The organism is Streptomyces sp. ITFR-6, assembly GCF_031844725.1.
In the GTDB taxonomy this organism is placed as follows: Bacteria; Actinomycetota; Actinomycetes; order Streptomycetales; family Streptomycetaceae; genus Streptomyces.
On the sequence record NZ_CP134612.1, the window covers coordinates 4,193,724 to 4,220,637 of the forward strand.

Genomic DNA, 26,914 nt, shown 5'->3' on the forward strand with positions numbered 1-26,914 from the left:
CCGGAGCCTGCCGACCGGTCATCCCGCGCGCCGTGACAGCGTCAGCCGGGAGCGGGTGAACAGCGCCGCCAGCAAGCCGGCCAGCAGCGGAACGACCACGGCCAGCAAGCCGATGGTCACCCAGGGCACCACGATCGGGGTGTACGCGGACTCCATCGGGTCCTGCCGCATCTCCTCCAGCGCGTTGCGCAGGTCGATCAGGCGCAGCGCCACGGCGGGCACCAGCCCCGCGGCCGTCCCGAGCAGCACCCCGGTGAGCGCCACCACCAGGCACTGGAACCCGGACAGGGTCCGCCGTACCCGCGGGGGGGCGCCCACCGCGCTGAGCGTGGTGAGGTCGGCCTCCGCGTCGGCCTTGGACAACCCGGTCGTGATCGCGGCCGCGCCCACCGTCACCACCCCGGCGAACAGCGTCAGCACGAGCAGCATGATGTCCTCGTTCTCACCGGGTTCAGTTCCGGACTGCACGTAGACGTTCGCACCGGCCTGCTGGATCGCGGCCTCGGTCCGCTGCGACTCCGCGTCGGTCGGCGGGCGGGCGACGTTGTACACGCTGCCGTACGCCGCGGTGTGCAGTCCGAGCCGCTGTGCGGTCTTCTCCGGCATGATCATGCGGATTCCGGGTGTCTCGGCGTACTTCGCGTCCGCGACGTACACCTTCAACCGGTCCGTCGTCTTCCTGGCCGGGCCCGGATGCAGGGCGCGATTCTTCTTGTCCTTGTCGCTGTACCGGTGGAGGGCCTTGACCGTGACCTGCCCGTCCTTTGCGTACGCCCGGTTGAGCAGCACGGGGGTGCCCGCCTCCAGCGCCTTGGCGGCGGCCGGGTCGTCGAGCTTCACGTACGTCCTGAGCAGCGACGCGTCACCGATGACGATGTTGCTCCCACCCGAGTTGAACGCGTCGATGGTGTAGCGCTCGTCCACGCACTCGGGGGAGTGCATCAAGTTGCGGTGCTCCTCGTCGCTCAGCCGGAGGGCGAGCTCCTTGGCACCCTTGGTGTTGAGCGGGCAGGTGTGCCCCCGGCCGGTGGGCTTGGCCAGTTCGAGCGAGCCGCAGGCGTTCTCGTCCTCGTAGTAGGTGTTGCAGTCGCTGCCGGCCCAGCCGCGGGAGATCCTGGCGGGTTTGCCGATGGGGTTCATGTTCCGCTCCACCGCCGCCCGCGCCAGCTGATCGGCCGCCTTGGAGTTCTCTCCGTCCGGGCTGTACAGCACGACCGACTGCGCGCTGAGCATCGGCACGTAGTCGTACTCCCCCTGGGCGTCCTTGCTGGACATGAACGTGGCGATGGCCACCGAGCCCGCGACCGCGGCCATCACCGCGGCGACCGCCGGAGCGGTCCTGCCACGGTTGCGGGCCGCGTCGCGCAGCGCCATCCGGGGCGAGAGCGGGAGTGTGCGGCCGAGCCGCCCGAGGAACCCGACGATCACCGGGATGCAGCACAGGAGTCCCAGCTCGGCGATCACCGAACCGGCGGCGACCTCGGTGGAGTTGCCGGTGGTGCCGCCCAGGACGGCGATCGCGACGCCGACGGCCAGGGCGCAGGCACCCACGATGGGCAGGATCCGGGAGCCGCGCCGGACACCGCGGTGTCCGGTGAGCGACTCCAGTACGGACTGCCGGCCCGCCACGATCGCCGGGGCCAGCGCCGCCAGCACCCCGGTGATCATTCCGATCACGGCGATGGCCAGCAGTTCCTTCGGCTCCAGGACGAGCGAGCCGAAGCGGTGTTCGGCCTGCTCCTCGATCAGCGGCCGGCACACCGCCGTGAGCACCAGCCCGGCCACCACCCCCACCACGGCTCCGGCGCCGCCGAGCACCAGCCCGCCGGAGAGGACCACGGCCCGTACGTGGCGCCGGTCCCCGCCGCAGGTGCCGAGGAGGCCGAGCTGACGGCGTGAGCGGCGCGCGCCGACGGCGAAGGCCGGTCCGGCGAGCAGCACGATCTCCAGGACCGCCATGGCGACGACCGTGATGAGGGCCGCGCTCAGCTCGTCGGAGGACTCGGGTGCCGGGTTGCTGCCGTGCTTCTTGATCAGCGGGACCTCGGAGTCCGGCGGCGGGTCGAGGACGACCTGGCGCGAGACGACGAGCGCGCCCTTCTTGTTGGCCGCCATCACGTCGGACCAGGTGACCCCGGTTCCGTTGCCCGCCTTCACCAGCCAGCTCAGGTCGTCGGTGTTCGGCGGCAGCACCTTCTTGTCGCGGGCGGCGTTGGCCTTCCACGGGGCGATGACCGCGCCCGGGTCCGCGTACAGGGCCTTGGCCGACAGGTTCTCCGGCTGCTCGACCGTGCCGGTGACGGTGTACTTCCGGTTCGGTCCGCGCACCGTGATGTCTGAGCCGATGTGCAGTCCGGCCGACTTCAGGAACGCCTCGGTGGCGACCATCTCGCCGGTGCCCTTCGGGAACGCGCCGTCGACGAGGTCGATATTGCCGCGCGCCATCGCGTCCGAGGTCCGGAACTCGACGATGTCGACGTCCGCGACGCCGTACCCGGTGGTGACGTTCGCGGGCACCGACTGGATGCTGATGGAGCGCGCACCCTTCGGGAAGGCGGTCCGCAGGTCGATCGCGGGGATTTCCTCCTCCGGCGGCGGATCCTCGCTGAGGGGGCTGTAGTCGTCCCCGCTGACCGACTGGTCCAGCGGACCGGCCTGCGGGTCCCTGAACAGCGCGTCGGCCGACCCCACCTGAGCCGCCAGCTTCTCGGCGGTGGAGGTCTCCACGCTGCGGTACGTCACATCGAGGGCGGTGACGCCGAGCACCGGTATCGCGATCATCGCGACCACCAGCGCGCTGCGGCCCTTGGCGCGCATGGCGTCGCGCCGGGCGATCCGCAGGGCGGCGCGCCACCCCGTGAAGACGCTCACTCGGTGCCCCCGGCGGCGAGCAGCGAGTCGGCGCCGACGCTCAGCGTCTGGTCGACGATCGAGCCGTCCCGCAGGAAGACGACCCGGTCCGCCCAGGCGGCGTAGCGCGGTTCGTGCGTCACCATCACCCCGGCCGCACCCTGGTCGCAGCGGTTGCGCAGCAGCGCGAGGACGGTCTCGCCGGTCTCGGAGTCGAGCGCCCCGGTCGGCTCGTCCGCGAGCACCAGGCGCCGGTCCCCCACCAGCGCGCGGGCAATCGCGACACGTTGCTGCTGGCCGCCGGACATCTCGTCGGGGAAGCGGTCACCGATCTCCAGGAGGTCCATCTCCTCCAGCGCGGCACGGGCCTCCTTGCGCGCCTTGCGGACGGGGACGCCGTCCAGCTCACGCGGCAGGGCGATGTTCTCGGCGGCGGTCAGGGCGGGGATCAGGTTGTAGTCCTGGAAGACGTAGCCGACGCTGCGGCGGCGCAGCGCGGCCACGCCCTTGCGGCCGAGCGCGGCGATGTCCTGGCCCTCGATGACGACCTGGCCCGCGGTCGCGGTGTCCAGTCCGCCGGCGATGGTCAGCAGGGTGGATTTGCCCGAGCCGGACGGGCCCATCACGGCGACGAGCTCACCGGCGTGCACCGACAGGTTGATGCCGCGCAGGGCGTGCACCTCCGCGATCCCGGTGCCGTGGGTGCGGGTGAGTGAGCGGAGTTCGAGCACCGGCGCGTCCACCGACAGGGGCGGAGCGGTCGGAGACGGGGCGTGCAGTGACATGACGGGTGGTTCCCCCTCGGGACAAAAACGGTTCTGTGGTCGGTGCGCCTCTGCGCCTCTGCGCCTCTGCGCCTCTGCGCCTCTGCGCCTCTGCGCCTCTGCGCCTCCGGGCCTCTGTGCCTCCGGCCGGTGAGCGGGTCTCCGGCGGCGGGCGGCCGTGGCGTAGCTCAGCGGCGGGTTCGGGCCTTGACGGTGCGGGCGGGGCCGGGAGCGGGTGTGCTGGTCTCCGGCTCCGTGGCGGCGGCCTCTGCCAGCCGGACCAGCCGGGCCTCGCAGTGGTCCAGCCAGCGGGCCTCCGCCTCGGCCTGGAAGATCAGCTGTTCCAGTACGAGCAGCCAGGCGACCTCGTCGCGGTTGGCGGGCACATCGGTGAGGGCCTGCGCCTTGAGACGCGTGTAGTCCTGCATCGCCTTCACGGTGTGGTGGCGTTGGGACTGGATGACGGCCCTGATGTCCACGCCGGGTGCGCCGACGGCCATGGCGAGCTTGATGGCCAGTTCGTCGCGGGGCGGGTTGCTCCGGTCCACGGGGGTCTCGAACCAGCTGCGCAGCTCGGTGCGTCCCTCGTCGCTGATCGAGTACAGGGAGTGCCCCTGGTCGTCCTCGCCGTCCTGGACGACCAGGCCGTCACGCTCCAGTCTGCTCAGCGTCGTGTACACCTGCCCGACGTTGAGCGGCCAGGTGGAGCCGGTGCGTGACTCGAATTCGGTGCGGAGCTGGGAGCCGTAGCGCGGCCCCCGTTCCAGGAGGGCGAGTAGCCCGTGACGGATCGACATACTGAGTATGTATACCGAGTATGTTGCTGAACGCAAGTCTGTGACCTGGTGCGAAGGGGGGTGGGGTGGTCCGGGAGTGGTGATCAGTCGGCGCGGCGCATGCGCAGTGCGAGGAAGCCGAGACCCAGTCCGACCAGGCAGATACCCACGCCGAGCGACGTCTCCTTGACCTGTTGTACGGCCCGTCCGTCGAGGGCCTGCCGGGCGAGCCGGCCGGTCTTCGGTGACGCGCTCGCGTCAGGGGTGACGGCCGGTACGGCGGCGGGGTCCGTCGCGCCGGGCCGGTTCTCCTCGGCCTCGATGGCGTCGTCGGCCCGTGCGATCTCCCCGGGCGTCAGCTGCCGCCCGGGGCGCTGCCGCCCCTCCCCGGCGGGCAGCCCGGCGAGCGGTGACTGCGCGTCGTCCGGCCGCGCCGATCCCGCGCTCGGTGAGGGCGATCCGGAGGCGTCGGACGGCAGGGGTGCGGAGGGGGGTGGCGGCGCGGGTGCGGGTGCGGCGGAGGATGCGCCGGGGCCCTGCGGGGCGGGCGTGGACTCCGAGGGCGGCACGGTGGGTGTGGCGGACGGTGTCACGCCTGGCGACGAACCCTGCGACGACCCGGAGGCGGACCCGGACGACGGCGCCGACGACGACCCGCCCTGTCCCGACGACGGCCCGCCCTGTCCCGACGCGGCGGAAGCGGAACCCGCGGCCACGGAAGGCCCCGCCGCCCGCGCGACCGCAGAAGGCCCCTCCGCCCGCGCGGTCACGGAGGTCCCCGCCGCCCGCGCCTCCCCGCCCGTCATGGCGCCCAGGGCCGCGGCCGCCGTCAGTGCGAGGCAGGCCGTGCGCCATGAGGGCCGCGAGGGGGAGCGTCCTGAAACCATGTGGTCAGCGTCACATGTGACGATATGTCCGGCATCTCAGGTGATGCGGACGGATGGCCCGAGCAGAACGACCCACCGAAGCGGTCGGCGAGGAACGCGACCAGGGCGGGGACGTACTACGCCGGATCCCCGGTAGCGATACGGAGCTCGAAGTGGGCACCGGTCTTGGGCACCGCGGTCCCTGCGGTCGGGAACTGGTCGACGACCTGGTCCTCCGCGTAGGCGTTACCCGGCACCTCGATCTTCTTGATCGTCCAGCCGGCCGCGTCCGCGCACTGCCGCGCGGAGATGATGTCCTTGTACAGGAAGCTCGGGGCGTCGACCTTGTTCGGGTCGTCGTTGTCCTCCATCGCGTCCGTGCACTTGTCGGTGTCCATCGTCCGGTTCCGCTCCGGACCCTTGTGCTCGGCGCCCGGTTCCGACTGGCTCGTCGTGGGCTTGTCCTCGTCGCCGCCCTTCATCGAGAGCACCGTGATCAGACCGCCGATCGCGACCAGCGCCACCACGATCGAGCCCACGATCACCGGAACGTTCCGCTTGGAACCGCCGCCACCCGCGGGGGTGGTCGCCGTCTGCGGCGACACCGCGTACGGCGGCGGGGTCTGCTGCTGCATCGGCTGCATGGACTGCATCGGCGCCTGGCTCTGGTACGCCGGGGCCGACTGGGGGTAGCCGTACGACGGCGCGGGCGTCGGCGTGCCGTAGGGGCCGGGCTGCTGCTGCGACTGGTACGGGCCCGGCTGGTACGGCGTCCGGACGTTCTGCGGAGCCGGGGCGGACTGGTCGACCGGCGGGAAGACGGCGGAACCGACGCCGGAGCCGCTGTTCGCCGGTGCGCCGGCGTCCCCGACGATCACCGGGGCGCCCGTCCGGCCGCCGGCGCTCAGCACCCGGTGGATCTCGTCCTGCATCGCGGCGGCGCTCGGGAAGCGCTCGTTCGGGTTCTTCTTCAGCGCGCGGGCGACGAGCGCGTCCATCGCCGGGGTGATCGACCGGTTGATGGTGGACGGCGCGACCGGCTCCTCCTGCACATGCGCGTACGCGATGGCCAGCGGGGAGTCGGCGTCGAACGGGATGCGGCCGGTCAGCAGCTGGAACAGCATGATGCCGACCGAGTACAGGTCGGAGCGCGCGTCCACCCCGCGGCCCAGGGCCTGTTCGGGGGAGAGGTACTGCGGGGTGCCGACGACCATGCCGGTCTGCGTCATCGACGTGACGCCGGACTGCATGGCGCGGGCGATGCCGAAGTCCATGACCTTCACGATGCCGCGCTTGGTCACCATGACGTTGCCCGGCTTGATGTCGCGGTGGACCAGGCCCATCTCGTGGCTGGTGTCCAGGGCGGCCAGCACATCGGCCGTCACCTTGAGCGCCTTGTCGGCGGGCATCGCACCGTGACTGCGGATGTCCGCCTGGAGGACGGAGCCGAGCGGCTGCCCCTCGACGTACTCCATGACGATGTACGGCATCAGCGCGCCACCGAGCTCGTCCTCTCCGGTGTCGAAGACGGAGACGATGTTGGTGTGCTGGAGCTTCGCGACCGCCTGCGCCTCGCGCCGGAACCGCTCGCGGAAGGACTGCTCGCGGCCCAGCTCCGTATGAAGCGTCTTGATCGCGACCTGTCGGTCCAGCGCGGAGTCGTACGCCAGATATACGGACGCCATCCCGCCTTCGCCGAGCAGGTCACGCAGCTGGTAGCGGCCGCCGGCGACCGAACCGCCCGCGTAGCGCCCCTGGGCCCCTTGTGCGCCGTCCTGGCTCATGACTTGACTTCCCCCTCGGGCGCGTGACTCACGCGAAGATCCGTATTACGGGCCAAGTCTGCCCGAGGGGTACGACACGTCAAGCCGGGTGCCCGTTCCGTGACCCTACGCGCAAGAAGCGTCTCGGAAGCGTTACAGGAACCGGATGTAACCGGATGCAATTTGCGCGGGCGGCTTCCCAGCCGGTTGGATGGCCGGTCCCTCTCGAAATCGGTGTGTCCGACGAAGGCTGTAGCGTGACGTGGCAATGCGGACGTGCGATACGGACGTGGCAATGCAGCAGGGCAGCAGGGGCTTTTCGGACGAAAGGCCCCGGACACCGTGAGAACCGCGGACGCGCGGACAGATACGACGGCGAGGACTGATGGCACCCGAACCCGAAGCAAACGGCGGCGGAGTTCCGGATGGCACCGATTCCTGGGGCATCGGCGGTGTTGTCGGCGACGGACGTTACCGGCTGACCCACCGGCTCGGCCGGGGCGGTATGGCCGAGGTCTTCGCGGCCGAGGACGTCCGGCTCGGGCGCACGGTCGCGGTGAAGCTGCTGCGCTCCGATCTCGCGGAGGACCCGGTCTCCAAGGCCCGGTTCACGCGTGAGGCCCAGTCGGTCGCGGGGCTCAACCACCACGCGGTCGTGGCGGTGTACGACTCCGGCGAGGACACCGTGGGCGGGCAGACCGTCCCGTACATCGTGATGGAGATCGTCGAGGGTCACACCATCCGTGACCTGCTGCTCAACGCCGAGCCGCCGCCGCCGGAGCAGGCGCTGATCATTGTCTCCGGGGTGCTGGAGGCGCTCGCCTACTCGCACCAGCACGGCATCGTGCACCGGGACATCAAGCCCGCCAACGTGATCATCACGCACTCCGGTGCGGTCAAGGTGATGGACTTCGGCATCGCCCGCGCCCTGCACGGCGCGCAGTCCACGATGACCCAGACCGGCATGGTCATGGGGACGCCGCAGTACCTCTCCCCCGAGCAGGCGCTCGGCAAGGCCGTCGACCACCGTTCCGACCTGTACGCCACCGGCTGTCTGCTGTACGAACTCCTCGCGCTGCGGCCCCCGTTCACGGGTGAGACGCCGCTCTCCGTCGTGTACCAGCACGTCCAGGACATCCCGGTCCCGCCCTCCGAGGTCTCCGGCGGGGTGCCCCCGGAGCTGGACGGGCTTGTCATGCGCTCGCTCGCGAAGGACCCGGACGACCGGTTCCAGAGCGCGGAGGAGATGCGCGGGCTCGTCCAGTACAGCCTGCAGATGCTCCAGGTCCAGGGCGGCCACACCGGCACCTGGAACACCGGACCGGTCGTGCTGAACGAGGGCGGCGCCACCCCGCCCCGGGGCATGACGGGCGCCACCCGCGCGATGGGGCACCCGCAGCACGGGGACACCTCGCAGGGCCCGATCCTGCCGCCGATGAACCCGGACGACGGCGGCTACGACGGCTACGACGCCAACGGCAGCCACCAGGCGGGCGGTGGCCGGAGCCGGGGCAAGCTGTGGCTGTTCGTCGTGCTGGCACTGATCGCGATCGGCGCGGGCGTCGCCATCGCGCTGAACGCGACGAAGGGCGACGGCGAGACGCCCAAGAAGGACCCGACGCCGACGTCCAGCTCCCCGTCCCCGACGAAGAGTTCGCCCTCGCCCACCGAGGAGCAGACCCAGGACACCGAGCAGCCCGGCAGCTCCTCCGGCGATCAGCAGGAGACGCCGCGCAGGCCCTCCTACACCCCGTCGAACACTCCGAGCGAAACGGACACGCCTCCCTCGCCCACCCCGTCCGACACGGACTCGGGCACCACGACGGACGGCGGCGCGAGCACCGACGCGGGCGGCACGACGACGGACGGCGGCGGCAACAGCAGCAGTACGGGCGGCGACACGGACGGCACGACGACCGACGGCAGCGCCAACGGCGAGCAGGACGGCGGTACGACGCCGGCCGGTGGCGCGGCCGGCGAGCCGGGCGGCACGGCCGAGGGCGCCAGCACCGGCACCGCGGAGGGCCCGGTCGGCACCACCCCGTGAACGGCGCCCGCACCCCGTAGACCCCTCACCCCGTGAAGGCCTCGCACACCGCGTCGTACTCACGGGTCCACCACACCGCCAGGGCCGACACCGCGGGAAACTGCGGGTCGGCCCTTCGGTCGTTCAGGCAGTACCGCCAGCGCAGTATCCAGAAGTCGTTGAGCCGCTCCCACCACACCCGGTGCACCGCCGCGGCCAGTTCCGCTGCCCCGGCCCCGGCCGCCCGCCGGTAGGCGCGCGCGTAGGCCCGCACCTTCGCCAGCTCCAGCTCACCGGCCGGCTGGACGAAGAAGATCGCGGCGGCCCGTACCGCCTCCTCCGCCCGTGGCTGCACGCCGAGGCGGTCCCAGTCGAGGATCGCCACCGGATCCGCGCCCCGGTAGAGCACGTTCAGCGGGTGGAAGTCGCCGTGCACCCAGCCGGTCGCCGGGACCCCGGGCGTGGGCGGCCGCCGGTCCGCGTGCTGGTCCAGCAGGGTGCGCCGCTCCAGGAGCCGGTGCTCGGCCAGTTCGTCGAAGGAGTCCCGGGGCCGCCGGCCACGGGCGGCGGCCAGCAGCTCGTCGATCACCGCGAAGGTGTCGGCGGGATCAGGGCTGGCATGACCGGCCGGCCTGCCCGCGCCCTCCGTACCCCCGGCGCCCGCCTCCATCACCTGCTCAAGACCTGTGTGTACGGCTCCGAGGAGCGCCCCGAGCCGTACCGACTGGGCCACGGTGAGCTGGGCTCCGGCCCGGTGCAGCCCGTCGACCCAGGGGTGCAGGGCGTAGCAGCGGCCGCCGATCTCGGTGACCGTGCCGCCCTCGGTGTCCTCGATGGGCGGGGCGACGGGCACTCCGAGTGACTGGAGCCGCTGGGTGGCCCGGTGCTGGCGGACGATCGTGGCGCGGTCGCCGGTGGAATCGTCCAGGTGGTGCTTGAGGAAGTAGGAACCCCGGGTCGTGGAGACCCGGTATCCATGGTTGAGCAGTCCCTGATCCAGCGGTTCGCAGGTGAGCGGCTCACCTGCGTGCGGGTAGCGGCGGAGCACTTCGCGGACCGGGGGAACAGGCGTAAGGGTTACAGATGAGCGCGGCACCCGCCAGATGTTAGATCACGCTGTGTTGCAGGCTGTGACGAGTTGCGTGGAAGTCCAGAGTGTGCACGTGGACGAAATGCGGGTCGAGCCGGAGGAACGCCGGGGTGAAGGGCTCCCCGTTCACCTCGACGGGGGCGGGGCCGAACAGCTCGCGCTGGGCGCAGGTCGGCTCGACGGTCTGCGCGGGACCGGTGAACTCCACGGACCACAGATCCCGGCTGCCGGCCGTGGCGGAGACGTTGAAGTTGTCCGCGCCGTACGCGACGACGGTCCCGTTGCAGGCGTCGTGGTAACCGAGTCCGCCGTGCAGCCGCAGGACCACCCGGCCGTCGATCACGACATGGCGGGCCACCGTCAGGAAGGGAAGAGCACGCATGCTCGTCGCCAGCCGGCCGTAGGGGACCCGGCCGAGCAGGTCGATTGCGTGGAGTTCTTCCTCGGTGGACATGGCCTCCACTGTGCGTGACCGCGGTGCGCGTGGATAAGAGGCCGCAGCCCCCGGTGCCGGGGGACCAAAGTCCCGAATCGGCCCCCCGGGTCACGTGCGGCTCAGCGCTTCTCCGCCTGGAGCCGTGCGACATAGGCGGCCGCCTGCGAGCGGCGTTCCATACCGAGTTTGGAGAGCAGGCTGGAGACGTAATTCTTGATCGTCTTCTCCGCGAGATGCAGCCGCTCCCCGATCACCCGGTTCGTCAGCCCCTCACCGATCAGATCAAGGATCTTGCGTTCCTGGTCGGTCAGGCCCGCGAGTTTGTCGTCGCCGCGCCCTTTCTTGCCGTCGCGCAGCCGCTCCAGCACCCGCGCGGTGGCCACAGGGTCGAGCAGCGACTTCCCGGCCGCCACGTCCCGTACGGCGTTCAGCAGCTCGTTGCCCCGGATCGCCTTGAGCACGTATCCGGAGGCGCCGGCCATGATCGCGTCGAAAAGTGCCTCGTCATCGGCGTACGAGGTCAGCATCAGGCAGTTGATGGACTCGTCCCGGGACCGGATCTCCCGGCAGACCTCCACCCCGCTGCCGTCCGGCAGCCGTACGTCGAGGACGGCGACATCGGGCCGGGTCGCGGGGATGCGGACCAGCGCGTCCTCCGCAGTACCGGCCTCACCGACCACCTCGATATCGTCCTCCACCGAGAGAAGCTCATGAACTCCGCGGCGGACGACCTCATGGTCATCCAGCAGAAAAACCGTGATTTTTCCTTCTTTGCGCACAAACGCAGTCTCACACACTCCCCCCTTCCCTGCCGCTGTCCGGCGGGATAACGTGCCGTTGTTCCGGCAGCCTGCAAGGCTGTTACCAGTGCTGTGACCAGCGAGAGTTCCCGAATTCTTCGATTTACTTGGATATCCAAGCAAAATCGCAGGTCAGATAGGGTTTCGCAGTTACGCGAGGCACTGGGTAACGTGCCTAACAACAGGGCGCTCGCCGGGGCACCTGTCACGCCTGTTCCCGGACCGAGCGGCACCCCACCCCGTGCACGGGTACGGACACAGGCGAGCCGCACTGGTCTCCCGGCAGACCCCGGGGGCCGGACCGACGGAGGAGCACGCACGTGACCGTGGAGAGCACTGCTGCCGCGCGTAAGCCGCGACGCAGCAGCAAGCGGACCAGCGCCGCGAAGACGCCCGCGAAGACACCCAAGAGTTCCGGACCCGAACTCGTACAGCTGCTGACGCCCGAGGGCGAGCGCGTCGAGCACCCGGACTACTCGATCGACCTGAGCGCGGACGAGCTGCGCGGCCTGTACCGGGACATGGTCCTGACCCGCCGCTTCGACGCGGAGGCCACCGCCCTCCAGCGCCAGGGCGAGCTGGGCCTGTGGGCCTCGCTGCTGGGCCAGGAGGCCGCCCAGATCGGCTCCGGCCGGGCGCTGCGCGACGACGACTACGTCTTCCCGACCTATCGCGAGCACGGTGTGGCCTGGTGCCGGGGCGTCGACCCGACCAATCTGCTCGGGATGTTCCGCGGTGTGAACCACGGCGGCTGGGACCCGAACACCAACAACTTCCACCTCTACACGATCGTCATCGGCTCGCAGACGCTGCACGCCACCGGCTACGCCATGGGCGTCGCCAAGGACGGCGCGGACTCGGCCGTGATCGCGTACTTCGGTGACGGTGCCTCCAGCCAGGGCGATGTGGCGGAGGCGTTCACCTTCTCGGCGGTCTACAACGCGCCGGTCGTGTTCTTCTGCCAGAACAACCAGTGGGCGATCTCGGAGCCGACCGAGAAGCAGACCCGGGTGCCGCTCTACCAGCGCGCCCAGGGCTTCGGCTTCCCCGGCGTCCGGGTCGACGGCAACGACGTACTGGCCTGCCTGGCCGTCACCCGGTCCGCCCTGGAGCGGGCCCGCCGGGGCGAGGGCCCCACCCTGGTCGAGGCGTTCACCTACCGGATGGGCGCGCACACCACCTCCGACGACCCGACGAAGTACCGGGCCGACGAGGAGCGCGCCTCCTGGGAGGCCAAGGACCCGATCCTGCGCCTGCGCACCTACCTGGAGAACGAGGGCGCCGCCGACGAGGCGTTCTTCACCGCCATGGAAGAGGAGAGCGAGACCCTCGGCAAGCGGGTCCGCGAGGCGGTGCGGTCCATGCCGCAACCGGACCGGATGGCGATCTTCGAGCACGCCTACGCCGACGGGAGCGCCCTCGTCGACGAGGAGCGCGCCCAGTTCGCCGCCTACCAGGCATCGTTCGCAGAGGAGGGCAAGTAGCCATGGCCATGGAAAAGATGTCCATCGCGAAGGCGCTCAACGAGTCGCTGCGCAAGGCCCTCGACACCGACCCCAAGGTCCTCATCATGGGTGAGGACGTCGGAAAGCTCGGCGGCGTCTTCCGGATCACCGACGGCCTCCAGAAGGACTTCGGCGAGGACCGCGTCATCGACACCCCGCTCGCGGAGTCCGGCATCGTCGGCACCGCGATCGGTCTCGCCCTGCGCGGCTACCGGCCGGTCGTGGAGATCCAGTTCGACGGCTTCGTCTTCCCCGCGTACGACCAGATCGTCACGCAGCTCGCGAAGATGCACGCCCGCTCGCTCGGCAAGATCAAGCTCCCGGTCGTCGTCCGGATTCCGTACGGCGGCGGCATCGGCGCGGTGGAGCACCACTCCGAGTCGCCCGAGGCACTGTTCGCGCACGTCGCGGGCCTGAAGGTGGTCTCCCCTTCCAACGCGTCCGACGCGTACTGGATGATGCAGCAGGCCGTCCAGAGCGACGACCCGGTCATCTTCTTCGAGCCGAAGCGCCGCTACTGGGACAAGGGCGAGCTGGACACCGAGGCCATCCCGGGCGGCCTGCACCGCGCCGCCGTCGCCCGCACGGGCACGGACCTCACGCTCGTCGCGTACGGCCCGATGGTGAAGGTCTGCCTGGAGGCGGCCGCGGCCGCCCAGGAGGAGGGCAAGTCGGTCGAGGTCGTGGACCTGCGCTCGATGTCCCCGATCGACTTCGACGCCATCCAGGCATCCGTGGAGAAGACCCGCCGCCTGGTCGTGGTGCACGAGGCTCCGGTGTTCTACGGTTCCGGCGCGGAGATCGCCGCCCGCATCACGGAGCGGTGCTTCTACCACCTGGAGGCACCCGTGCTGAGGGTCGGTGGCTACCACGTGCCGTACCCGCCGGCCCGGCTGGAGGACGAGTACCTGCCGGGTCTCGACCGTGTGCTCGACGCCGTCGACCGCTCGCTGGCGTACTGAGGACTGGGGCGTGACAACGATGACCGAAACTACGAACGCCGCTCGCTTCCGTGAGTTCAAGATGCCCGACGTGGGCGAGGGACTGACCGAGGCCGAGATCCTCAAGTGGTTCGTCCAGCCCGGCGACACCGTCACCGACGGCCATGTCGTCTGCGAGGTCGAGACGGCGAAGGCGGCCGTCGAGCTGCCGATCCCGTTCGACGGGGTGGTGCACGAGCTGCGCTTCGGCGAGGGCACGACCGTGGACGTCGGCCAGGTGATCATCGTCGTGGACGTGGCACCGGACAGCGGCGACGCGGCTGCGGACCCGGCTCCGGCGTCGGAGCCGGCGTCGGCTCCGGCTCCGGTTTCGGACGAACCGGTGGCCGAGGCCGAGGCGCCGAAGGGCCGTACCCCGGTCCTGGTCGGCTACGGCGTGGCCGAGTCCTCCACGAAGCGACGCGCCCGCAAGGGTACGGAGACCGCTCCGCCCGCCGCCGCTTCCGCCGCGATCCAGGGTGAGATGAACGGGCACGGCACGGGCGCCGTCGTGCCCGAGGCCCGCCCGCTCGCGAAGCCTCCGGTGCGCAAGCTGGCGAAGGACCTGGGCATCGACCTCGCGACGGTCAGCCCGACCGGCGAGGGCGGCGTCATCACCCGCGAGGACGTGCACGCGGCGGCGACCCCGGCCCCGGCCCCCGAGCCGGTGCGGGAGCAGCCGCAGATCCCGGCGCCGACGTCCGCCCCGGCCGCGGACCAGTCCCCGGCCCCGGCCGTGGTCGCCTCGATGGGTGCGCGCGAGACGCGTATCCCCGTCAAGGGCGTACGGAAGGCGATCGCGCAGGCGATGGTGGGCAGCGCGTTCACCGCGCCGCACGTCACCGAGTTCGTGACGGTCGACGTGACGCGCACGATGAAGCTCGTCGCGGAGCTCAAGGAGGACAAGGAGATGGCCGGGGTGCGGGTCAACCCGCTCCTGATCATCGCCAAGGCCCTCCTGGTCGCGATCAAGCGCCACCCCGAGGTCAACGCGGCCTGGGACGAGGCGAACCAGGAGATCGTGCAGAAGCACTACGTGAACCTGGGCATCGCGGCGGCCACTCCGCGCGGACTGATCGTGCCGAACATCAAGGACGCGCAGGAGCAGACGCTCCCGCAGCTGGCCGCGTCCCTGGGCGAGCTGGTCTCCACGGCCCGCGACGGCAAGACGTCCCCGGCGGCGATGGCGGGCGGCACGGTGACCATCACCAACGTCGGCGTCTTCGGTGTCGACACGGGCACGCCGATCCTCAACCCCGGCGAGTCCGCGATCCTCGCGGTCGGCGCGATCAAGCTCCAGCCGTGGGTCCACAAGGGCAAGGTGAAGCCCCGTCAGGTCACCACACTGGCCCTCTCCTTCGACCACCGCCTGGTCGACGGCGAGCTCGGCTCGAAGGTCCTGGCGGACGTCGCCGCGATCCTGGAACAGCCGAAACGCCTGATCACCTGGGCGTAGCCGCCCCGGCGTCACGTGCATGAGGTGGGCCCGCGCGAGGCGTCGCGCGGGCCCACTGCCGTGTCCGCGCCGCGTCCGCCCGCCGGTCCGTTCCGGCTCGGCGCGCTTGTAACAGCCATGTATTAGCCGGTGACCGGGCGGAACAGCCGAGCCTCTCCGGCGGGTCCTCTTGATCAGAAGCGCTCGCTGGTACCGACCCGTACCGAGTGGGCCGGTACTGACCAACCGATGCTGAGGACGAAACCATGCGCGCTCGTAAGCTCACCTTCGCGGCCCTGGCGCTCGTTGCGGGTCTCTCGCTCACGGCCTGCCAGAACGACGACGACGCAGCGGGCCAGGCCGACCCGTCGTCCGGGTCGTCCGCGTCCGCCGCTTCCTCCTCCGGCGGTGGCTCGGACTCGGGTGGTACGGACGATGCCGGTGGCAAGGAGTCATCCGCCCCGGACTCCAACGGTTCCGCCTCCGGCGGTTCTACGTCCGGCGGGAGCGGCTCCGACGCCAAGGGCGGCAAGTGCACCACCGACGGTCTGAAGATCACGGCGCTGGACACCTTCATCGACGGCGACCGCGATGGCAGCATCGCGGTGGCGCTGACGAACACCAGCGGCGCGGACTGCGTGATCTCCGGGTTCGTGGGCGTCGACCTGAAGACGAACACGGGGACGCTCTCCGCCACGCGCAAGGGTGACCCCGGCGACCCGTACACCCTCAAGAACGGCAAGGAGATCGACTCCAACGTCAGCTACCCGCTCAACAAGACGGGTGGCTCCGGCATCCGCATCACGGGTCTTGTGGTGACCCCGCCGAACGAGACGAAGTCGGTCACCCTCGCCTGGCCGGGCGAGAGCTCGCTGCCCGCGGGGGACAGCGGCAACGGTGACCAGATCCTGGTCGGCCCGATCGGCAGCGCCGGCCAGGGCGGCTGACCGGGCGGCAGCCGCCCCGGCGGTACGTGTGTGAGGTGGGCCCGTACGAGATGTGCGCGGGCCCACTTCTTCGGTTACGGGACGTTCGCGCGGAGACCTCGACGTCCGACCGCCTGCGCAGGGCGAGTTCGGCGAAGACGGTCTTGCCGACGGTGCGCGGCTCGACGCCCCAGCGGTCAGCGAGCCGGTCGACGATGAGCAGCCCCCGCCCGTAGCAGTCGTCCTCCTGCGCCTCGCGCACCGCGGGCAACCGCTCCCCTCGCGGGTCGCTGACCTCGATGCGGAGGGCGGTGGCCGTGAGGATGAGGTGCACGCGGAAGAGCCGCCCGCGCACGGAGCCGTGCAGTAAGGCGTTGGTCGCCAACTCGCTTACCAGCAAAGCGACTTCTGCCACGTGGTTCGGATACCCCCACTCGGACACCAGCCGCACGGCCCGGCGCCGGCAGAGGTGGACGCTGCGCGCGGTGGGCGTGTAGTCGAGCCGGTCCTCCTGGAGGACGGGCTCGGGTGCGGGGGCCTTCTCCTGGGCTGCGGTCATGGACGCGTGCCTCTCGGTGAGGGGGCGGTGGCGATACCGGACCCTGTCCTGAGCAGGGCAGGGCGGTGCACTTCCGCCGGGCGGTGTCGCTGTGTGAGCGGCTTGGTGCCGAACGTAGCGAGTCGGCGACCGCACCACAATCTCTCGGAGATAAATATCCCCAACCGAGTGATTGTGGTGGAGTGTCCCGGAGTTGGAGACTGTTCCCGAACAACAGGAGGTGGTGCGCTGTGCCGAAGTTGCCTGCGGATAGGGGCAACCGAGTGTCCACGGTTCTCGCGCGTCAGCTGGGCGGTCAACTACTGGGCTTCAGAGAGGCGGCCGGGCTGAACCAGACGCAGGCCGCAGAAGCTCTCAGTGCTCAGGCTGCCAAGGTCGCCAAGATGGAACATGGCTGGGTTCCGTTCCGGGATCCGGACGTCATTGCACTCTGCCGGGCTTATGGCGTCGACAGTCCGGGCACGGTGGACGGGCTGCTCAAGCTGGCAAAGCTGGATCGAGAGCGTCGGCGGGCAAAGGGGTGGTGGGACAACTCGCTGACGCAGGGCAGCCTGCGCGAGTACATCGCTATGGAGGACGTCGCGCTCCGACTGCAAACTTGGCAACTTGCTTTGATTCCGGGACTGTTTCAGACGCCCGAGTACATGAGAGCCCTCGCGGTCGCCGCCGTGTCCCCCGACCGGATCGACGAGGTCGAGCGCCTGGTCGACGTGCGAGTGCGCCGCCAGCGTCGTCTGCGAGGCGACAATCCACTGCGCGTGCACGCCGTGATCTGGGAAGCGGCATTGCGGCAGATGATCGGTGGTCCACGTGTCATGAGGCAGCAGCTTGAGTCTCTGTGCGAACTCGCGGAGCGCCCGAACATTGATGTGCAGGTGCTTCCGTTCCGGTCGGGGGTGCATTCGTGCGGCGGCGGGGCCTTCAACATCCTGTCGTTCGCTGAATCAGGAGCACTGGATGTCGTTCACATGGACGGGCTCCGCTCCACCAACTGGATCGAAGGCTCCGAGGAGAGCGCCGCCTACACTGAATTGTTCGCACGCACCTGTGCCACGAGTCTGTCGCCGTACGACTCGTCGCGGCTCATAGAGAGCATTGCCAAAGGGATGAACGAGTGACCGAGTCTCACTTCACGAAGTCCAGTTACAGCGAGCCGCAAGGCGAGTGCGTCGAAGTCGCCCGCAACATCCCCCACACCGTCGCCGTCCGCGACTCCAAGCATCTGGACGGCCCCGTCCTCCTGCTCACCCCCGCCGCGTGGGACGCCTTCCAGGGGACCTTGGGGCGGGCGCCGCACACCAGGTAGCCGGTCCCGGTTACCTGGTGTGCGGCCTGACGTCAGGACATGAGCACCGCGGGGTTTCCGTCGCTCCAGATGTTGGTGATCCTGCGGTGCGTGAAGCGCCAGCCGTCCGGGGTGCGGCGAAGGCGGTCTTCGTAGCGGCCTCCGCCGAGGAACTTGTCGCCGTCGGGCAGGCCGTGGCGGACATGCTGGGCTTGGTAGTAGCACGTGTGCTCGGCCTCGTCGCTGTGGACCGCGGCGACGTGGTTGCCGTTCAGGTGCTGGGTGGCGTCGATCCGTTCCAGGCTGGTGCTGATCCTGGCAACGATCGCGTCGGGCCCACGGAGCCGTTCTCCCGAACCGTCGTACTCCCAGCAGGCATCGTCCGTGAACAGCGCGCCCAACGCCTCCCAGTCCCTGGTGTCCAGGGCCGTCGCGTACGCGATGACGGCGTCCACGATCGCGGCGCGGTCTGTGAGTTCCTGGAGCATTGAGCCGCCTCCCGGGTCGGTGCACGATTTGATACCGAGTACATGATTGGCAACTGTCGGACCGGGCGGAAGAAGGCACTTTCATGTCCCAGAGGCACATCGATGTGACAGTCCTGGCCGGCGAGGCGTGCCCGGTCTCGGAGGTTCTCGATCACGTCTCCGGGAAGTGGAGCATCGGCATCCTGGTGGCCGCCGCGCAGGGCCCGGTTCGGTTCACGGAGCTGGAGCGTTCGATCACAGGCATCAGCAGACGCATGCTCACGCTCAATCTGCGCAAGCTGGAGCGGGACGGCCTGCTCGTACGCACCGTCCATCCGGTCGTTCCGCCCAAGGTCGAGTACACGCTGACGGAAATGGCCCGGGAGCTCCACACGTCGCTGCTGGAGCTCACCGACTGGGCCAAGCGGCACGGCGGCTCGGTCGCCGCCGCCCAGGCGGCCTACGACCGCGAGCACAACGGCTGACGGCCGCTGCCCAGGGCTGCCGGACACCGGTCAACTCGCCTGCGGGACACGGGCGGTACCCGTTCAACCCTCACGTCACTCCGTTGCGTGGAACACGGCGCCCTGGTCCGCGTCACGCAGCAGAGCCGCAGGGGTGACGTGCTCGGGCAGTTCGCCTACCCGCTGGAGAAGATCTTCGCCGCGTCGGACCCGACCAGCCCGTGGGGCCCGGCCTTGCGGGGCGGCGAACGGTCGCTGGTCCTGGTCAGTGACGACAACTTCGCGGACGACGCGGTCACCCAGTTCGTCGCGCTGGGCATCCGCTCCCGCTGACGAGCCGTGCGCACCGGGCCCGGTCCTACGTACAGGACCGGGCCCGGCGTGCTGAGAGCGCTCAAGCCGCCGGTACAGCCTTCAGCGCTTCAGCATGAAGGTGAAGTCGGCGGCTGTTCTGCCGGTCAGCCGGATCGCGGAGACGATCTTGCCGTCCGTGATCAGCCTGCCGGCCTCCGCCCGGGAGAGACCCCACCCGTCAGCGATCAGCCGCACCGGCCGGACCGGAATCCGTGCCGCGAAGCGGACCGATACGTCGATCACGTCGTGGTCCGCGTCGGCGGCCGGTTCGCCCGTGTCGAGGCGCCAGGCATCGGTCCAGTCGAGGGCGATGCGGTTGCGGCGCCGTAGGGCCGGGTCCTGGAGCAGCTCGGCCGCCAGGCCGGGATCGTTGTCGTGCATCCGGTCCAGCAGTTCGGGCCGGATGGAGCGCACGTGCGCCCGTTCCAGGACCGTGAGCTCGGTGGTCTCCCCGCACGTCGTGCAGAGCGCGAGGAGCCACGCGTCAAGGAGCTTGTGGTTGGCGTTGACGCGGAACTTGCCGTTCGCCCGAAAGGTCCCGGACGCGCACGTGTGGCAGCGGCGGAGGACGAGGGGAAGGCAAGTGGGCATGACGACCCAGTTGTTGAGCACAGGGGTACACCGGTTTCAGGTGAGAAGTCCGCAGCAGGAATCAGCACGGCGCACAAGTGCGTGCGACGCGCGACAGATCAGCTCGTGGGAAGTCTCAAACGGTGTACAACGGAACGCCCTTGCCTGGACGACGGGGACCGGCAGCACGGTAGCGGCGCGCGGGTGCGGCGATCCAGTGGATTTCCGCGCCTCGCCGTGGGCCGCCCTTCCCCGGGAGGTAATCGCGGTGGCGGCCGGTGCGGGCCAGGATGCCGATCGCCGCTCCGACCGGGGCGGGTTGTGAACCGGAAGATCCGGCATGGCAGTTACCGCGTCCGCGCCCACACCCACTCGACTGGCCGGAGGGCGAGCCCGGCCGGGCCGCCACCCCGTGGATGCGCCACCGCTCCACCCGCGCCGACGCCGCCGCGCACTACCGCGAGCTGGGCGGGCACCACGTGCCCGGGGCCGCGGCCACCGAGATCGAGCGCGTCCTGGTGGACGGCGACGACGCGGTCGTGTTCGGGGAGATCCGGCAGACGGCCCGGTCCACCGGACGCGCCTACCGCGCGCGGTTCGCCCTGCACCTCACGTTCGCGGGCGGTCTCGTCACCCGGCACCACGTCTACGAGGACAGCCTCGCGGTGGCACGGGCCTTCGACGCGGAGGAGCCGGGCGCGAAGGCCGACCGTCAGGAGTGAGGGGGTATCCCCCCTGCCGATCCGCCTGCCTGCCCGATGTCGCCCCGGCGGGCCATGCGCGATCGTCGGTTCCGTGACGCAGATCGCGCACGGGGAATGGGGAGACTGTGCGACTTCGGAGTTCCAAGGCCGCGACGGCACTCGTGGCGCTGGCCCTCACCGGCGGGGCGATCGCGCCCGCTGCGGCGGCGCGACCGGGGTCCGCCGACGGCACCTGGCGGGTGAACGGGTACGGCACCGTCCTGCGTATCGCGGACGGGCGGTTGCAGGAGTACCAGACGACCTCGGTGAGCTGCCTGGAGGGTGAGTCCGCAGCGCAGACGGGGCCCGGCGTGTTCAGGGCCGAGGACGGGACGATCCTCAGCGTGCGGCCGGATGTCGGGTCGCTGGAGCTGTCCGGTTCGGTGGGGCGCAGGGAGCTGCGGCGGATCGGGCGGCTTCCGGAGGCGTGCGAGCGACCCACCGCCACGGACCCGGTGACGACGTTCGACGTCTTCTGGCAGTCCTTCGAGGAGAACTACCCGTTCTTCGACGCCAAGGGCGTCGACTGGCACGCCGTACGCGAGACGTACCGGCCGAAGGTGCACGCGACCACCACGCGCGACGAACTGTTCGCACTGTTCAGCGACATGGTGAAGCCGCTGTACGACGCACATGTGGCCGTCTTCGACGGAGACCGCTACTTCGCCGGGAGCCGGCCGGGAACGGCGGTGCCAGGGCCGGAGCTGGACACCAGGATCAAGAACCACATCGTGGCGCGCGACCTCAACGGCAAGAAGCCGAGGGAGTTCGCGAGCGGGCGGATCAGCTACGCGGATCTGCCGGAGGGGCTGGGCTATCTGCGGATCTCTGGATTCGCCGGGTACGACCCGGAGGACCCGTCGTACGCCGCCCAGTTGGCCCAGCTCGGCAAGGCGCTCGACAGCGTCCTCACCGCCGGGCGCACGGCCTCGCTCCAGGGGCTGGTCATCGACGTACGGATCAACGGCGGCGGCTCCGACGCGCTCGGCGTGCACATCGCGGAACGCCTCACGGACACCCCGTACGTCGCCTACCGCAAGCGCACCCAGTACACCCGGCCCCGGCCCGTCCCCGTGCAGCCCGCGAAGGGCAGGCCCCGATACACCGGCCCCGTCGCCGTACTGACCTCCGGGACGACGTACAGCGCGGGCGAGACGTTCACGCAGGCGCTCATCGACCGGCCCGGCAGGACGGTCAGGATCGGGGAGCCGACCCAGGGCGTCTTCTCGGACACGATGGACCGGGTGCTGCCGAACGGCATGGCGCTGTGGCTGCCGAACGAGGAGTTCCTGACCCGCTCGGGCCGGACCTTCGACGGGGCGGGCATCCCGCCGCACATCCGTACCCCGGTCTTCACCGAGGAGGAGTTCGCGAAGAACCGCGACTCGGCGTTCGACGCGGCGGTGGCGGAACTGCGGCGCTGAGGTTCTCCTGCCCTGCGGCCGGGCCGGTCAGGCGGACGTGGCCGCCACGCAGAACCCGTTGCCTTCCGGGTCCGCCATCATGATGTGGTGCCCGTCGAACGCCTCCAGGACGGTGCCGCCCGCCCGTACCAGGCGTTCGGACTCCGCCCTGATCCTGGCCCAGCGCTCCTCGGGCGTCGTGCCGTGTCCCGGCACTCTGACGTCCATGTGGAGCCGGTTCTTGGCGGTCTTGGGCTCGGGGACCTTGAGGATGGCCAGGCGGGGGCCGTTGCCGTCGGGATCGCAGAGCCAGGCGCCGTCGTCCACGGAGTCGTCCTCCGGCAGGTCGAACGACGCGTGCCACTCCTCGCGGGTGCGGAAGGGAGCCGGCGGTGGCTCGTCGATGTAGCCGAGTGCGGTTCTCCAGAAGGCCGCGAGGGCCTGCGCGTCGGCGGCGTCCAGTGTCAGATCGATGGTGGCTGCCATGGGGCGACCGTACTGCGCGCCTCTGACAGCCGACCCGCTCCGAGCCGGCCGCCGATCCTTCCGAAACCGGGGACTGCGCCTCGGAGTTCTGGGCAGGCACCGGGTGCCGGTACCGCTTCACCAGCTGGAGAACGATCTTGACGAACGACGAACACGACCGACCCGACGCGCACCCCGAGGCCCCGTGGTGGTGGGGCATCGGCCCGGTGGGGGCCGTCCTCCTCATCGTCGTCGGGATCGTCGGGACGCTGTGGGTGTTCGTGTGGTCCGACGCGATGGACGACACGACGGCCGGCTACCAGGCGGGCAAGGTCATCGCCATCGGGCTGGTGCTGCTCGGCACAGCCGTCCTGGAACGCTTCCGCAGCCGCCGCCCGCGTGCGGCCGAGGCGGAGGACGGGCGGGACAGCTAATACGGTGAAGAACGGAGAAGGGGCCCCGCGGACTGCCGCAGGGCCCCTCTTCCGTGACGTCGGGCAGAACCCGGCAGGGCTACTTCTTGAAGCCGTAGTCCATGAGCTTCTTCGCGTCCGCGGTCCGGGTGGACTCGGACGTGGCCGTCAGGACCGTGCCGATGACCGTCTTGCCCTTGCGGGTCGCGGCGAAGACCAGGCAGTACTTGGCCGAAGGGCCGGAGCCCGTCTTCACACCGATCGCGCCGCTGTACGAGCCCAGCAGCTTGTTGGTGTTGGTCCACGACATGTAGCGGTAGCCACCGCTCTTCGTCGTGACCTTCTGCTTGGTCGACTTGGTCTTGACGACGCTGCGGAAGGTGGAGTACTTCATCGCGCTGCTCGCGATCTTCGTGAGGTCCTTCGGGGTCGAGTAGTTGGACCCGTTCCCTATGCCGTCGAAGGAGTCGAAGTGCGTGTTCTTCAGGCCGAGGGTCTTGGCCGTGCTGTTCATCTTGCCGATGAACGACTTCACCCGGGCCGCGCGCGTGGAGCCCGAGCCGAACTTGTCGGCCAGGGCGTACGCGGCGTCGCAGCCGGACGGCAGCATCAGGCCGTACAGCAGCTGGCGGACCGTGACCTTGTCGCCCACGATGAGGCGGGCCGAGGACGCGCCCTTGGAGACGATGTAGTCGCTGTACGCCTTCTGGATCGTGACCTTGGAGTCCAGGTTGAGGCCCTTCGTGGCCAGCACCACCCGGGCGGTCATGATCTTCGTCGTGGAGCCGGTGGAGCGGCGGGTGTCCGCGGCCTTGCTGAACAGGGACTTCCCGGTGCCGTTGTTCATCACGTAGCCGCCCTTGGCGACGATCGTCGGCGGCTTCGGCGCGGCGGCCTGGGCCTGGGAGGCGAACGCGCCTCCCGCGATGACGGCACCTGCGGTGAGGGCGACCGTGGCGGTGGCCGATACGCGCCTTATGCCCTTGATCTTGATATTCAAGTCGAACACTCCAAATGCCCCTGGTATGCGCGCACATGAGACTGCCGCGCGCTGGATGAGACGTATGGGACGGATCAATGGTTGTAGGGAGTAGGGGGTGAACTCTCCGGCCCGGACCCGTCCGCGGCGCGGGGCTGGCAGCCGCTCGGCGGGTGGTGCGGGCCGGTGCCGCGCTCGGCGGTCCGGGGTCATGCCGTCTCCTGCTCCCGGCCGCGGAGTCCCGCTGTCACCCGGTCGGGCCGCCCCAGCGCCTTGCGGCTGAGCAGTGGCTGACAGAGCTGCAGCGCGGCGAGCGCCAGCATCGTCAGGCCCCAGAGGGGGGAACCGTCCAGGAACTGGAACACCGCACTCAGTACGAACACCGCCGCGACGGCCCGGAACACCCGGCGGTGCCGGTTCGGCCGCTCCAGGGCCTCGCGCTGCACGGCCACCAGCCGCCCCGTCTCCGCGCGTTCCCGCGGGTCGTCGGGGATGTCCACGTGCCGGATGCGCCGCAGGAGCGGGCGCAGGCTCTTGCGCGGTATCCCGGCCTGTCGCGCTGTCGACCGGCCGGAAAGCGCCCCCGCCGTCGCGCTGACACCGACGACCAGGACGATCAGGATTCCCACGACCAGGCCGGGCCGGTTCTCCCAGCCCAGTCCGGCGACCGCTCCGGCCAGGCCCCCCGTCACGCCGATCGCGACGGCGTACACCGCTCCGGCGAGCACCGGGCGGTCCCGTAAGCGCCGGTTACGGGACCGGCCTGTGCCTGTGCCTGTGCCCGTGCCCGTATCCGTGTCCGTTCCGGTCTCGGCCATGGTCGCCACCCCTGGGGCCTGTGGGGCGCTCTCTCCGCGCCCCCAAGCCCTCCGTGTACCCACGTTCGCCGGGCGTGCACCGGGGTGTGCCCCGGCGCGGTCCAGTATCCGGACGCGCCGTTGTCCGCATCCATGTTGTATCTATGCTGTGCGCATGCCTGCTCCAGCCTCCTCGCCCGTCCGTCCGCCCGTGAAGCGGCCCCCCGCCGCCGAGCGCGTCTACACCCATATCAAGGAAGCGGTTCTGGACCGCCGTTACGAGGGCGGGACGCTCCTCACCGAGGGCGATCTCGCGGATGCCGTCGGGGTCTCCCGGACGCCCGTGCGCGAGGCGCTGCTGCGCCTTGAGGTGGAGGGGCTGATCAAGCTCTACCCGAAGAAGGGCGCCCTGGTGCTAGCCGTCTCCGCGCAGGAGATCGCGGACGTCGTGGAGACCCGGCTGCTGGTCGAGGAGTTCGCCGTGCGCCGGGCCGTGCCCGCCTCGGCGAAGCTGATCGCCCGGCTGGAGGAGCTCCTTGAGGAACAGCGGCAGATGTCGGAGGCGGGTGATCTGGCGGCCGTCTCCGTGAAGGACCGCTGTTTCCACGCGGAGATCGTCCGGCACGCCGGCAACGAGATCCTGTCCCGCCTCTACGGCCAGCTCCGGGACCGGCAGCTGCGGATGGGCGTCGCCGTCATGGAGGCCCACCCCGGCAGGATCGCCGCGAACATCACCGAGCACGGTGAGCTGCTGGAGGCGATCAGGTCCGGTGACGCGGACGGCGCCGCGCAGGTCGTGCGCCGTCATGTGAGCCGGGTCAAGGTGCTGGTCAGGGGGGAGGACCGGTGAGCTCCGCCGCCTCTCCCACCCTCTCCCTGCCCGGCGATCCGCCCGGCGGCCGGCGTGCCGCCCGGGTCTGGGGCATCGGGGTGGCCGTCTACTTCGTCGCCATCATCTTCCGCACCAGCCTGGGTGTTGCCGGACTCGACGCCGCCGACCGGTTCCACGTCAACGCCTCCGCGCTCTCCACCTTCTCCATCCTCCAGCTGCTCGTCTACGCGGGCATGCAGATACCCGTGGGCCTGATGGTGGACCGGCTGGGCACCAAGAAGGTCCTCTCCATCGGCGCCGTCCTGTTCACCCTCGGTCAGCTCGGCTTCGCGCTCTCCCCGTCGTACGGTGCCGCGCTGGCCTCCCGCGCCCTGCTGGGCTGCGGCGACGCGATGACGTTCATCAGCGTGCTGCGGCTGGGGACGCGCTGGTTCCCGGCCCGGCGCGGCCCGATGATCGCCCAGGTCGCCGCGCTCTTCGGGATGGCGGGCAACCTCGTCTCGACACTGGTCATCGCCCGCTCGCTGCACGGCTTCGGCTGGACCACCACCTTCGTCGGCAGCTCGCTCGCCGGGGTCGTGGTGCTGGTCCTGCTGCTGCTCTTCCTCAAGGACCACCCCGAGGGCCACGAACCGCCGCCCGCGGAGCACGCCGGAGCGGCGTACGTGCGCAAGCAGATCGCCGCCGCCTGGCGGGAGCCCGGCACCCGGCTCGGGATGTGGGTGCACTTCACCACGCAGTTCCCGGCCATGGTGTTCCTGCTGCTGTGGGGCATGCCGTTCCTGGTCGAGGCGCAGGGGCTGAGCCGGGGGACGGCGGGGGAGCTGCTCACCCTGGTGGTGCTCTCCAACATGGCCGTCGGCCTGGTCTACGGCCAGGTCATCGCCCGGCACCACGCGGCCCGGCTCCCGCTCGCGCTGGGCACGGTCGCGGCGACGGCGCTGCTGTGGGCGGCGGCCATCCTGCACCCCGGCGACCAGGCGCCGATGTGGCTGCTGGTCACGCTGTGCGTCGTGCTCGGCGCCTGTGGGCCCGCGTCGATGATCGGCTTCGACTTCGCCCGCCCGGCCAACCCGCCGGAGCGCCAGGGCACCGCGTCGGGGATCGTCAACATGGGCGGCTTCATCGCGTCGATGACCACGCTGTTCGCGGTCGGCGTGCTGCTGGACGCGACCGGCGACAACTACCGCATCGCGTTCGCCTCGGTCTTCGTCCTGGAGGCCCTCGGCATCACGCAGATCCTGCGGCTGAGGCTCAGGGCCGCGCACCGGGAGCGCGAGCACCACGTGATCAGCCGCGTGGAAGCCGTGCACGTACCCGTGTGACCGCGAAAACGGCGGCGGCGCGCCCGTCCCCTCGTGGGGAT

Annotated in this window: 28 protein-coding genes; 14 read left to right on the forward strand and 14 right to left on the reverse strand. The window is 70.4% G+C overall.

The features are described from left to right. Nucleotides 1-18: 18 nt before the first annotated feature. From RLT59_RS18985 to RLT59_RS19005, 5 genes are all read right to left on the reverse strand, one after another. Nucleotides 19-2,871, reverse strand: a complete 2,853-nt coding sequence (locus tag RLT59_RS18985; RefSeq protein ID WP_311304497.1) for an FtsX-like permease family protein — start codon at nt 2,869-2,871, stop codon at nt 19-21. After that, nucleotides 2,868-3,635: an ABC transporter ATP-binding protein gene (locus tag RLT59_RS18990; RefSeq protein WP_311304498.1), complete on the reverse strand. Its 768-nt coding sequence runs from the start codon at nt 3,633-3,635 to the stop codon at nt 2,868-2,870. The genes RLT59_RS18985 and RLT59_RS18990 overlap by 4 nt, the downstream gene beginning before the upstream one ends. Nucleotides 3,636-3,802: 167 nt before the next feature. Then, nucleotides 3,803-4,411 carry a PadR family transcriptional regulator gene (locus RLT59_RS18995; protein WP_311304499.1) on the reverse strand — a complete coding sequence of 203 codons (609 nt, stop codon included), beginning with the start codon at nt 4,409-4,411 and terminating at the stop codon, nt 3,803-3,805. Between the two features lie 83 nt (nt 4,412-4,494). Continuing rightward, nucleotides 4,495-4,983, reverse strand: a complete 489-nt coding sequence (locus RLT59_RS19000; RefSeq protein ID WP_311304500.1) for a hypothetical protein — start codon at nt 4,981-4,983, stop codon at nt 4,495-4,497. Nucleotides 4,984-5,393: 410 nt separating this feature from the next. Further along, the gene (locus RLT59_RS19005) at nt 5,394-7,040 is read right to left on the reverse strand and encodes a protein kinase domain-containing protein (protein WP_311304501.1); all 1,647 of its coding nucleotides are present in this window, start codon (nt 7,038-7,040) and stop codon (nt 5,394-5,396) included. Nucleotides 7,041-7,404: 364 nt separating this feature from the next. Between RLT59_RS19005 and RLT59_RS19010 the strand changes: the two genes are divergently transcribed. Continuing rightward, nucleotides 7,405-9,066 carry a protein kinase domain-containing protein gene (locus RLT59_RS19010; protein ID WP_311304502.1) on the forward strand — a complete coding sequence of 554 codons (1,662 nt, stop codon included), beginning with the start codon at nt 7,405-7,407 and terminating at the stop codon, nt 9,064-9,066. A gap of 25 nt (nt 9,067-9,091) precedes the next feature. Here RLT59_RS19010 and RLT59_RS19015 read toward each other — a convergent pair whose 3' ends face one another. The 3 genes from RLT59_RS19015 to RLT59_RS19025 form a co-directional block, all read right to left on the reverse strand. Continuing rightward, nucleotides 9,092-10,093: a phosphotransferase enzyme family protein gene (locus tag RLT59_RS19015; protein WP_311304503.1), complete on the reverse strand. Its 1,002-nt coding sequence runs from the start codon at nt 10,091-10,093 to the stop codon at nt 9,092-9,094. A 58-nt stretch (nt 10,094-10,151) separates the two neighbouring features. Continuing rightward, complete coding sequence (locus RLT59_RS19020; RefSeq protein WP_311304504.1) at nt 10,152-10,589, reverse strand: pyridoxamine 5'-phosphate oxidase family protein; 438 nt, start codon at nt 10,587-10,589, stop codon at nt 10,152-10,154. 101 nt (nt 10,590-10,690) lie between these two features. Further along, a complete protein-coding gene (locus RLT59_RS19025) occupies nt 10,691-11,350 on the reverse strand; it encodes a response regulator (protein WP_073733310.1) in 660 nt (219 codons plus the stop codon). A gap of 341 nt (nt 11,351-11,691) precedes the next feature. Here RLT59_RS19025 and pdhA point away from each other — a divergent pair, with 341 nt between their 5' ends. The 4 genes from pdhA (at nt 11,692) to RLT59_RS19045 (ending at nt 16,238) form a co-directional block, all read left to right on the forward strand. Further along, on the forward strand, nt 11,692-12,855 hold the full coding sequence (gene pdhA, locus RLT59_RS19030) for a pyruvate dehydrogenase (acetyl-transferring) E1 component subunit alpha (RefSeq protein ID WP_311304505.1): 1,164 nt from the start codon (nt 11,692-11,694) through the stop codon (nt 12,853-12,855). A 2-nt stretch (nt 12,856-12,857) separates the two neighbouring features. Then, entirely contained in the window at nt 12,858-13,838 is a 981-nt protein-coding gene (locus RLT59_RS19035; protein WP_311304506.1) for an alpha-ketoacid dehydrogenase subunit beta, read from the forward strand. Between the two features lie 10 nt (nt 13,839-13,848). Next, complete coding sequence (locus tag RLT59_RS19040; protein WP_311304507.1) at nt 13,849-15,312, forward strand: dihydrolipoamide acetyltransferase family protein; 1,464 nt, start codon at nt 13,849-13,851, stop codon at nt 15,310-15,312. A gap of 245 nt (nt 15,313-15,557) precedes the next feature. Further along, complete coding sequence (locus tag RLT59_RS19045; protein WP_311304508.1) at nt 15,558-16,238, forward strand: DUF4232 domain-containing protein; 681 nt, start codon at nt 15,558-15,560, stop codon at nt 16,236-16,238. Here RLT59_RS19045 and RLT59_RS19050 read toward each other — a convergent pair. Then, nucleotides 16,135-16,776 (reverse strand): ATP-binding protein, encoded by a 642-nt coding sequence (locus RLT59_RS19050; RefSeq protein WP_311304509.1) that lies wholly within the window; start codon nt 16,774-16,776, stop codon nt 16,135-16,137. The two genes, RLT59_RS19045 and RLT59_RS19050, sit on opposite strands and share 104 nt — an antisense overlap. A gap of 263 nt (nt 16,777-17,039) precedes the next feature. Between RLT59_RS19050 and RLT59_RS19055 the strand changes: the two genes are divergently transcribed. Together RLT59_RS19055 and RLT59_RS19060 are read left to right on the forward strand one after the other, a co-directional pair. Further along, nucleotides 17,040-17,894 carry a helix-turn-helix domain-containing protein gene (locus RLT59_RS19055; protein WP_311304510.1) on the forward strand — a complete coding sequence of 285 codons (855 nt, stop codon included), beginning with the start codon at nt 17,040-17,042 and terminating at the stop codon, nt 17,892-17,894. Next, nucleotides 17,891-18,082, forward strand: a complete 192-nt coding sequence (locus RLT59_RS19060; protein ID WP_311304511.1) for a DUF397 domain-containing protein — start codon at nt 17,891-17,893, stop codon at nt 18,080-18,082. The genes RLT59_RS19055 and RLT59_RS19060 overlap by 4 nt, the downstream gene beginning before the upstream one ends. 32 nt (nt 18,083-18,114) lie before the next feature. On the opposite strand, the gene RLT59_RS19065 is transcribed toward RLT59_RS19060, so the two are convergent. Beyond that, entirely contained in the window at nt 18,115-18,549 is a 435-nt protein-coding gene (locus RLT59_RS19065; RefSeq protein ID WP_311304512.1) for a nuclear transport factor 2 family protein, read from the reverse strand. Nucleotides 18,550-18,632: 83 nt separating this feature from the next. Here RLT59_RS19065 and RLT59_RS19070 point away from each other — a divergent pair, with 83 nt between their 5' ends. Together RLT59_RS19070 and RLT59_RS19075 are read left to right on the forward strand one after the other, a co-directional pair. Beyond that, nucleotides 18,633-19,013 (forward strand): winged helix-turn-helix transcriptional regulator, encoded by a 381-nt coding sequence (locus RLT59_RS19070; protein ID WP_311304513.1) that lies wholly within the window; start codon nt 18,633-18,635, stop codon nt 19,011-19,013. An 87-nt stretch (nt 19,014-19,100) separates the two neighbouring features. Then, nucleotides 19,101-19,325: a hypothetical protein gene (locus tag RLT59_RS19075; protein ID WP_311304514.1), complete on the forward strand. Its 225-nt coding sequence runs from the start codon at nt 19,101-19,103 to the stop codon at nt 19,323-19,325. 81 nt (nt 19,326-19,406) lie between these two features. Here the strand turns inward: RLT59_RS19075 and RLT59_RS19080 are convergent, their stop codons facing one another. After that, a complete protein-coding gene (locus RLT59_RS19080; protein ID WP_311304515.1) occupies nt 19,407-19,958 on the reverse strand; it encodes a DUF1062 domain-containing protein in 552 nt (183 codons plus the stop codon). Nucleotides 19,959-20,206: 248 nt separating this feature from the next. On the opposite strand from RLT59_RS19080, the gene RLT59_RS19085 reads away from it, so the two are divergent. Together RLT59_RS19085 and RLT59_RS19090 are read left to right on the forward strand one after the other, a co-directional pair. After that, on the forward strand, nt 20,207-20,638 hold the full coding sequence (locus RLT59_RS19085; protein WP_399125696.1) for a nuclear transport factor 2 family protein: 432 nt from the start codon (nt 20,207-20,209) through the stop codon (nt 20,636-20,638). Between the two features lie 107 nt (nt 20,639-20,745). Continuing rightward, on the forward strand, nt 20,746-22,083 hold the full coding sequence (locus RLT59_RS19090; protein WP_311304516.1) for a S41 family peptidase: 1,338 nt from the start codon (nt 20,746-20,748) through the stop codon (nt 22,081-22,083). Nucleotides 22,084-22,110: 27 nt separating this feature from the next. Here the strand turns inward: RLT59_RS19090 and RLT59_RS19095 are convergent, their stop codons facing one another. After that, a complete protein-coding gene (locus tag RLT59_RS19095) occupies nt 22,111-22,548 on the reverse strand; it encodes a VOC family protein (protein ID WP_311304517.1) in 438 nt (145 codons plus the stop codon). Between the two features lie 137 nt (nt 22,549-22,685). On the opposite strand from RLT59_RS19095, the gene RLT59_RS19100 reads away from it, so the two are divergent. Then, entirely contained in the window at nt 22,686-22,961 is a 276-nt protein-coding gene (locus RLT59_RS19100) for a hypothetical protein (protein WP_311304518.1), read from the forward strand. A gap of 79 nt (nt 22,962-23,040) precedes the next feature. Here the strand turns inward: RLT59_RS19100 and RLT59_RS19105 are convergent, their stop codons facing one another. Continuing rightward, the gene (locus RLT59_RS19105) at nt 23,041-23,940 is read right to left on the reverse strand and encodes a D-alanyl-D-alanine carboxypeptidase family protein (protein ID WP_311304519.1); all 900 of its coding nucleotides are present in this window, start codon (nt 23,938-23,940) and stop codon (nt 23,041-23,043) included. Between the two features lie 188 nt (nt 23,941-24,128). Beyond that, on the reverse strand, nt 24,129-24,647 hold the full coding sequence (locus RLT59_RS19110; protein WP_311304520.1) for a hypothetical protein: 519 nt from the start codon (nt 24,645-24,647) through the stop codon (nt 24,129-24,131). Nucleotides 24,648-24,891: 244 nt separating this feature from the next. On the opposite strand from RLT59_RS19110, the gene RLT59_RS19115 reads away from it, so the two are divergent. Further along, nucleotides 24,892-25,566, forward strand: coding sequence for a GntR family transcriptional regulator (locus RLT59_RS19115; RefSeq protein WP_311304521.1), 675 nt, complete (start codon nt 24,892-24,894; stop codon nt 25,564-25,566). Continuing rightward, nucleotides 25,563-26,873: an MFS transporter gene (locus tag RLT59_RS19120; RefSeq protein ID WP_311304522.1), complete on the forward strand. Its 1,311-nt coding sequence runs from the start codon at nt 25,563-25,565 to the stop codon at nt 26,871-26,873. Before RLT59_RS19115 ends, RLT59_RS19120 begins: the two co-directional genes overlap by 4 nt. Nucleotides 26,874-26,914: the final 41 nt, after the last annotated feature.

Coding starts and splice junctions, on each gene's coding strand:
- RLT59_RS18990 (WP_311304498.1), bottom strand. CDS start 3,635: ATGTCACTGCACGCCCCGTCTCCGACCGCTCCGCCCCTGTCGGTGGAC.
- RLT59_RS18995 (WP_311304499.1), bottom strand. CDS start 4,411: ATGTCGATCCGTCACGGGCTACTCGCCCTCCTGGAACGGGGGCCGCGC.
- RLT59_RS19005 (WP_311304501.1), bottom strand. CDS start 7,040: ATGAGCCAGGACGGCGCACAAGGGGCCCAGGGGCGCTACGCGGGCGGT.
- RLT59_RS19010 (WP_311304502.1), top strand. CDS start 7,405: ATGGCACCCGAACCCGAAGCAAACGGCGGCGGAGTTCCGGATGGCACC.
- RLT59_RS19020 (WP_311304504.1), bottom strand. CDS start 10,589: ATGTCCACCGAGGAAGAACTCCACGCAATCGACCTGCTCGGCCGGGTC.
- RLT59_RS19035 (WP_311304506.1), top strand. CDS start 12,858: ATGGCCATGGAAAAGATGTCCATCGCGAAGGCGCTCAACGAGTCGCTG.
- RLT59_RS19045 (WP_311304508.1), top strand. CDS start 15,558: ATGCGCGCTCGTAAGCTCACCTTCGCGGCCCTGGCGCTCGTTGCGGGT.
- RLT59_RS19050 (WP_311304509.1), bottom strand. CDS start 16,776: ATGACCGCAGCCCAGGAGAAGGCCCCCGCACCCGAGCCCGTCCTCCAG.
- RLT59_RS19065 (WP_311304512.1), bottom strand. CDS start 18,549: ATGCTCCAGGAACTCACAGACCGCGCCGCGATCGTGGACGCCGTCATC.
- RLT59_RS19070 (WP_311304513.1), top strand. CDS start 18,633: ATGTCCCAGAGGCACATCGATGTGACAGTCCTGGCCGGCGAGGCGTGC.
- RLT59_RS19085 (WP_399125696.1), top strand. CDS start 20,207: ATGCCGATCGCCGCTCCGACCGGGGCGGGTTGTGAACCGGAAGATCCG.
- RLT59_RS19095 (WP_311304517.1), bottom strand. CDS start 22,548: ATGGCAGCCACCATCGATCTGACACTGGACGCCGCCGACGCGCAGGCC.
- RLT59_RS19115 (WP_311304521.1), top strand. CDS start 24,892: ATGCCTGCTCCAGCCTCCTCGCCCGTCCGTCCGCCCGTGAAGCGGCCC.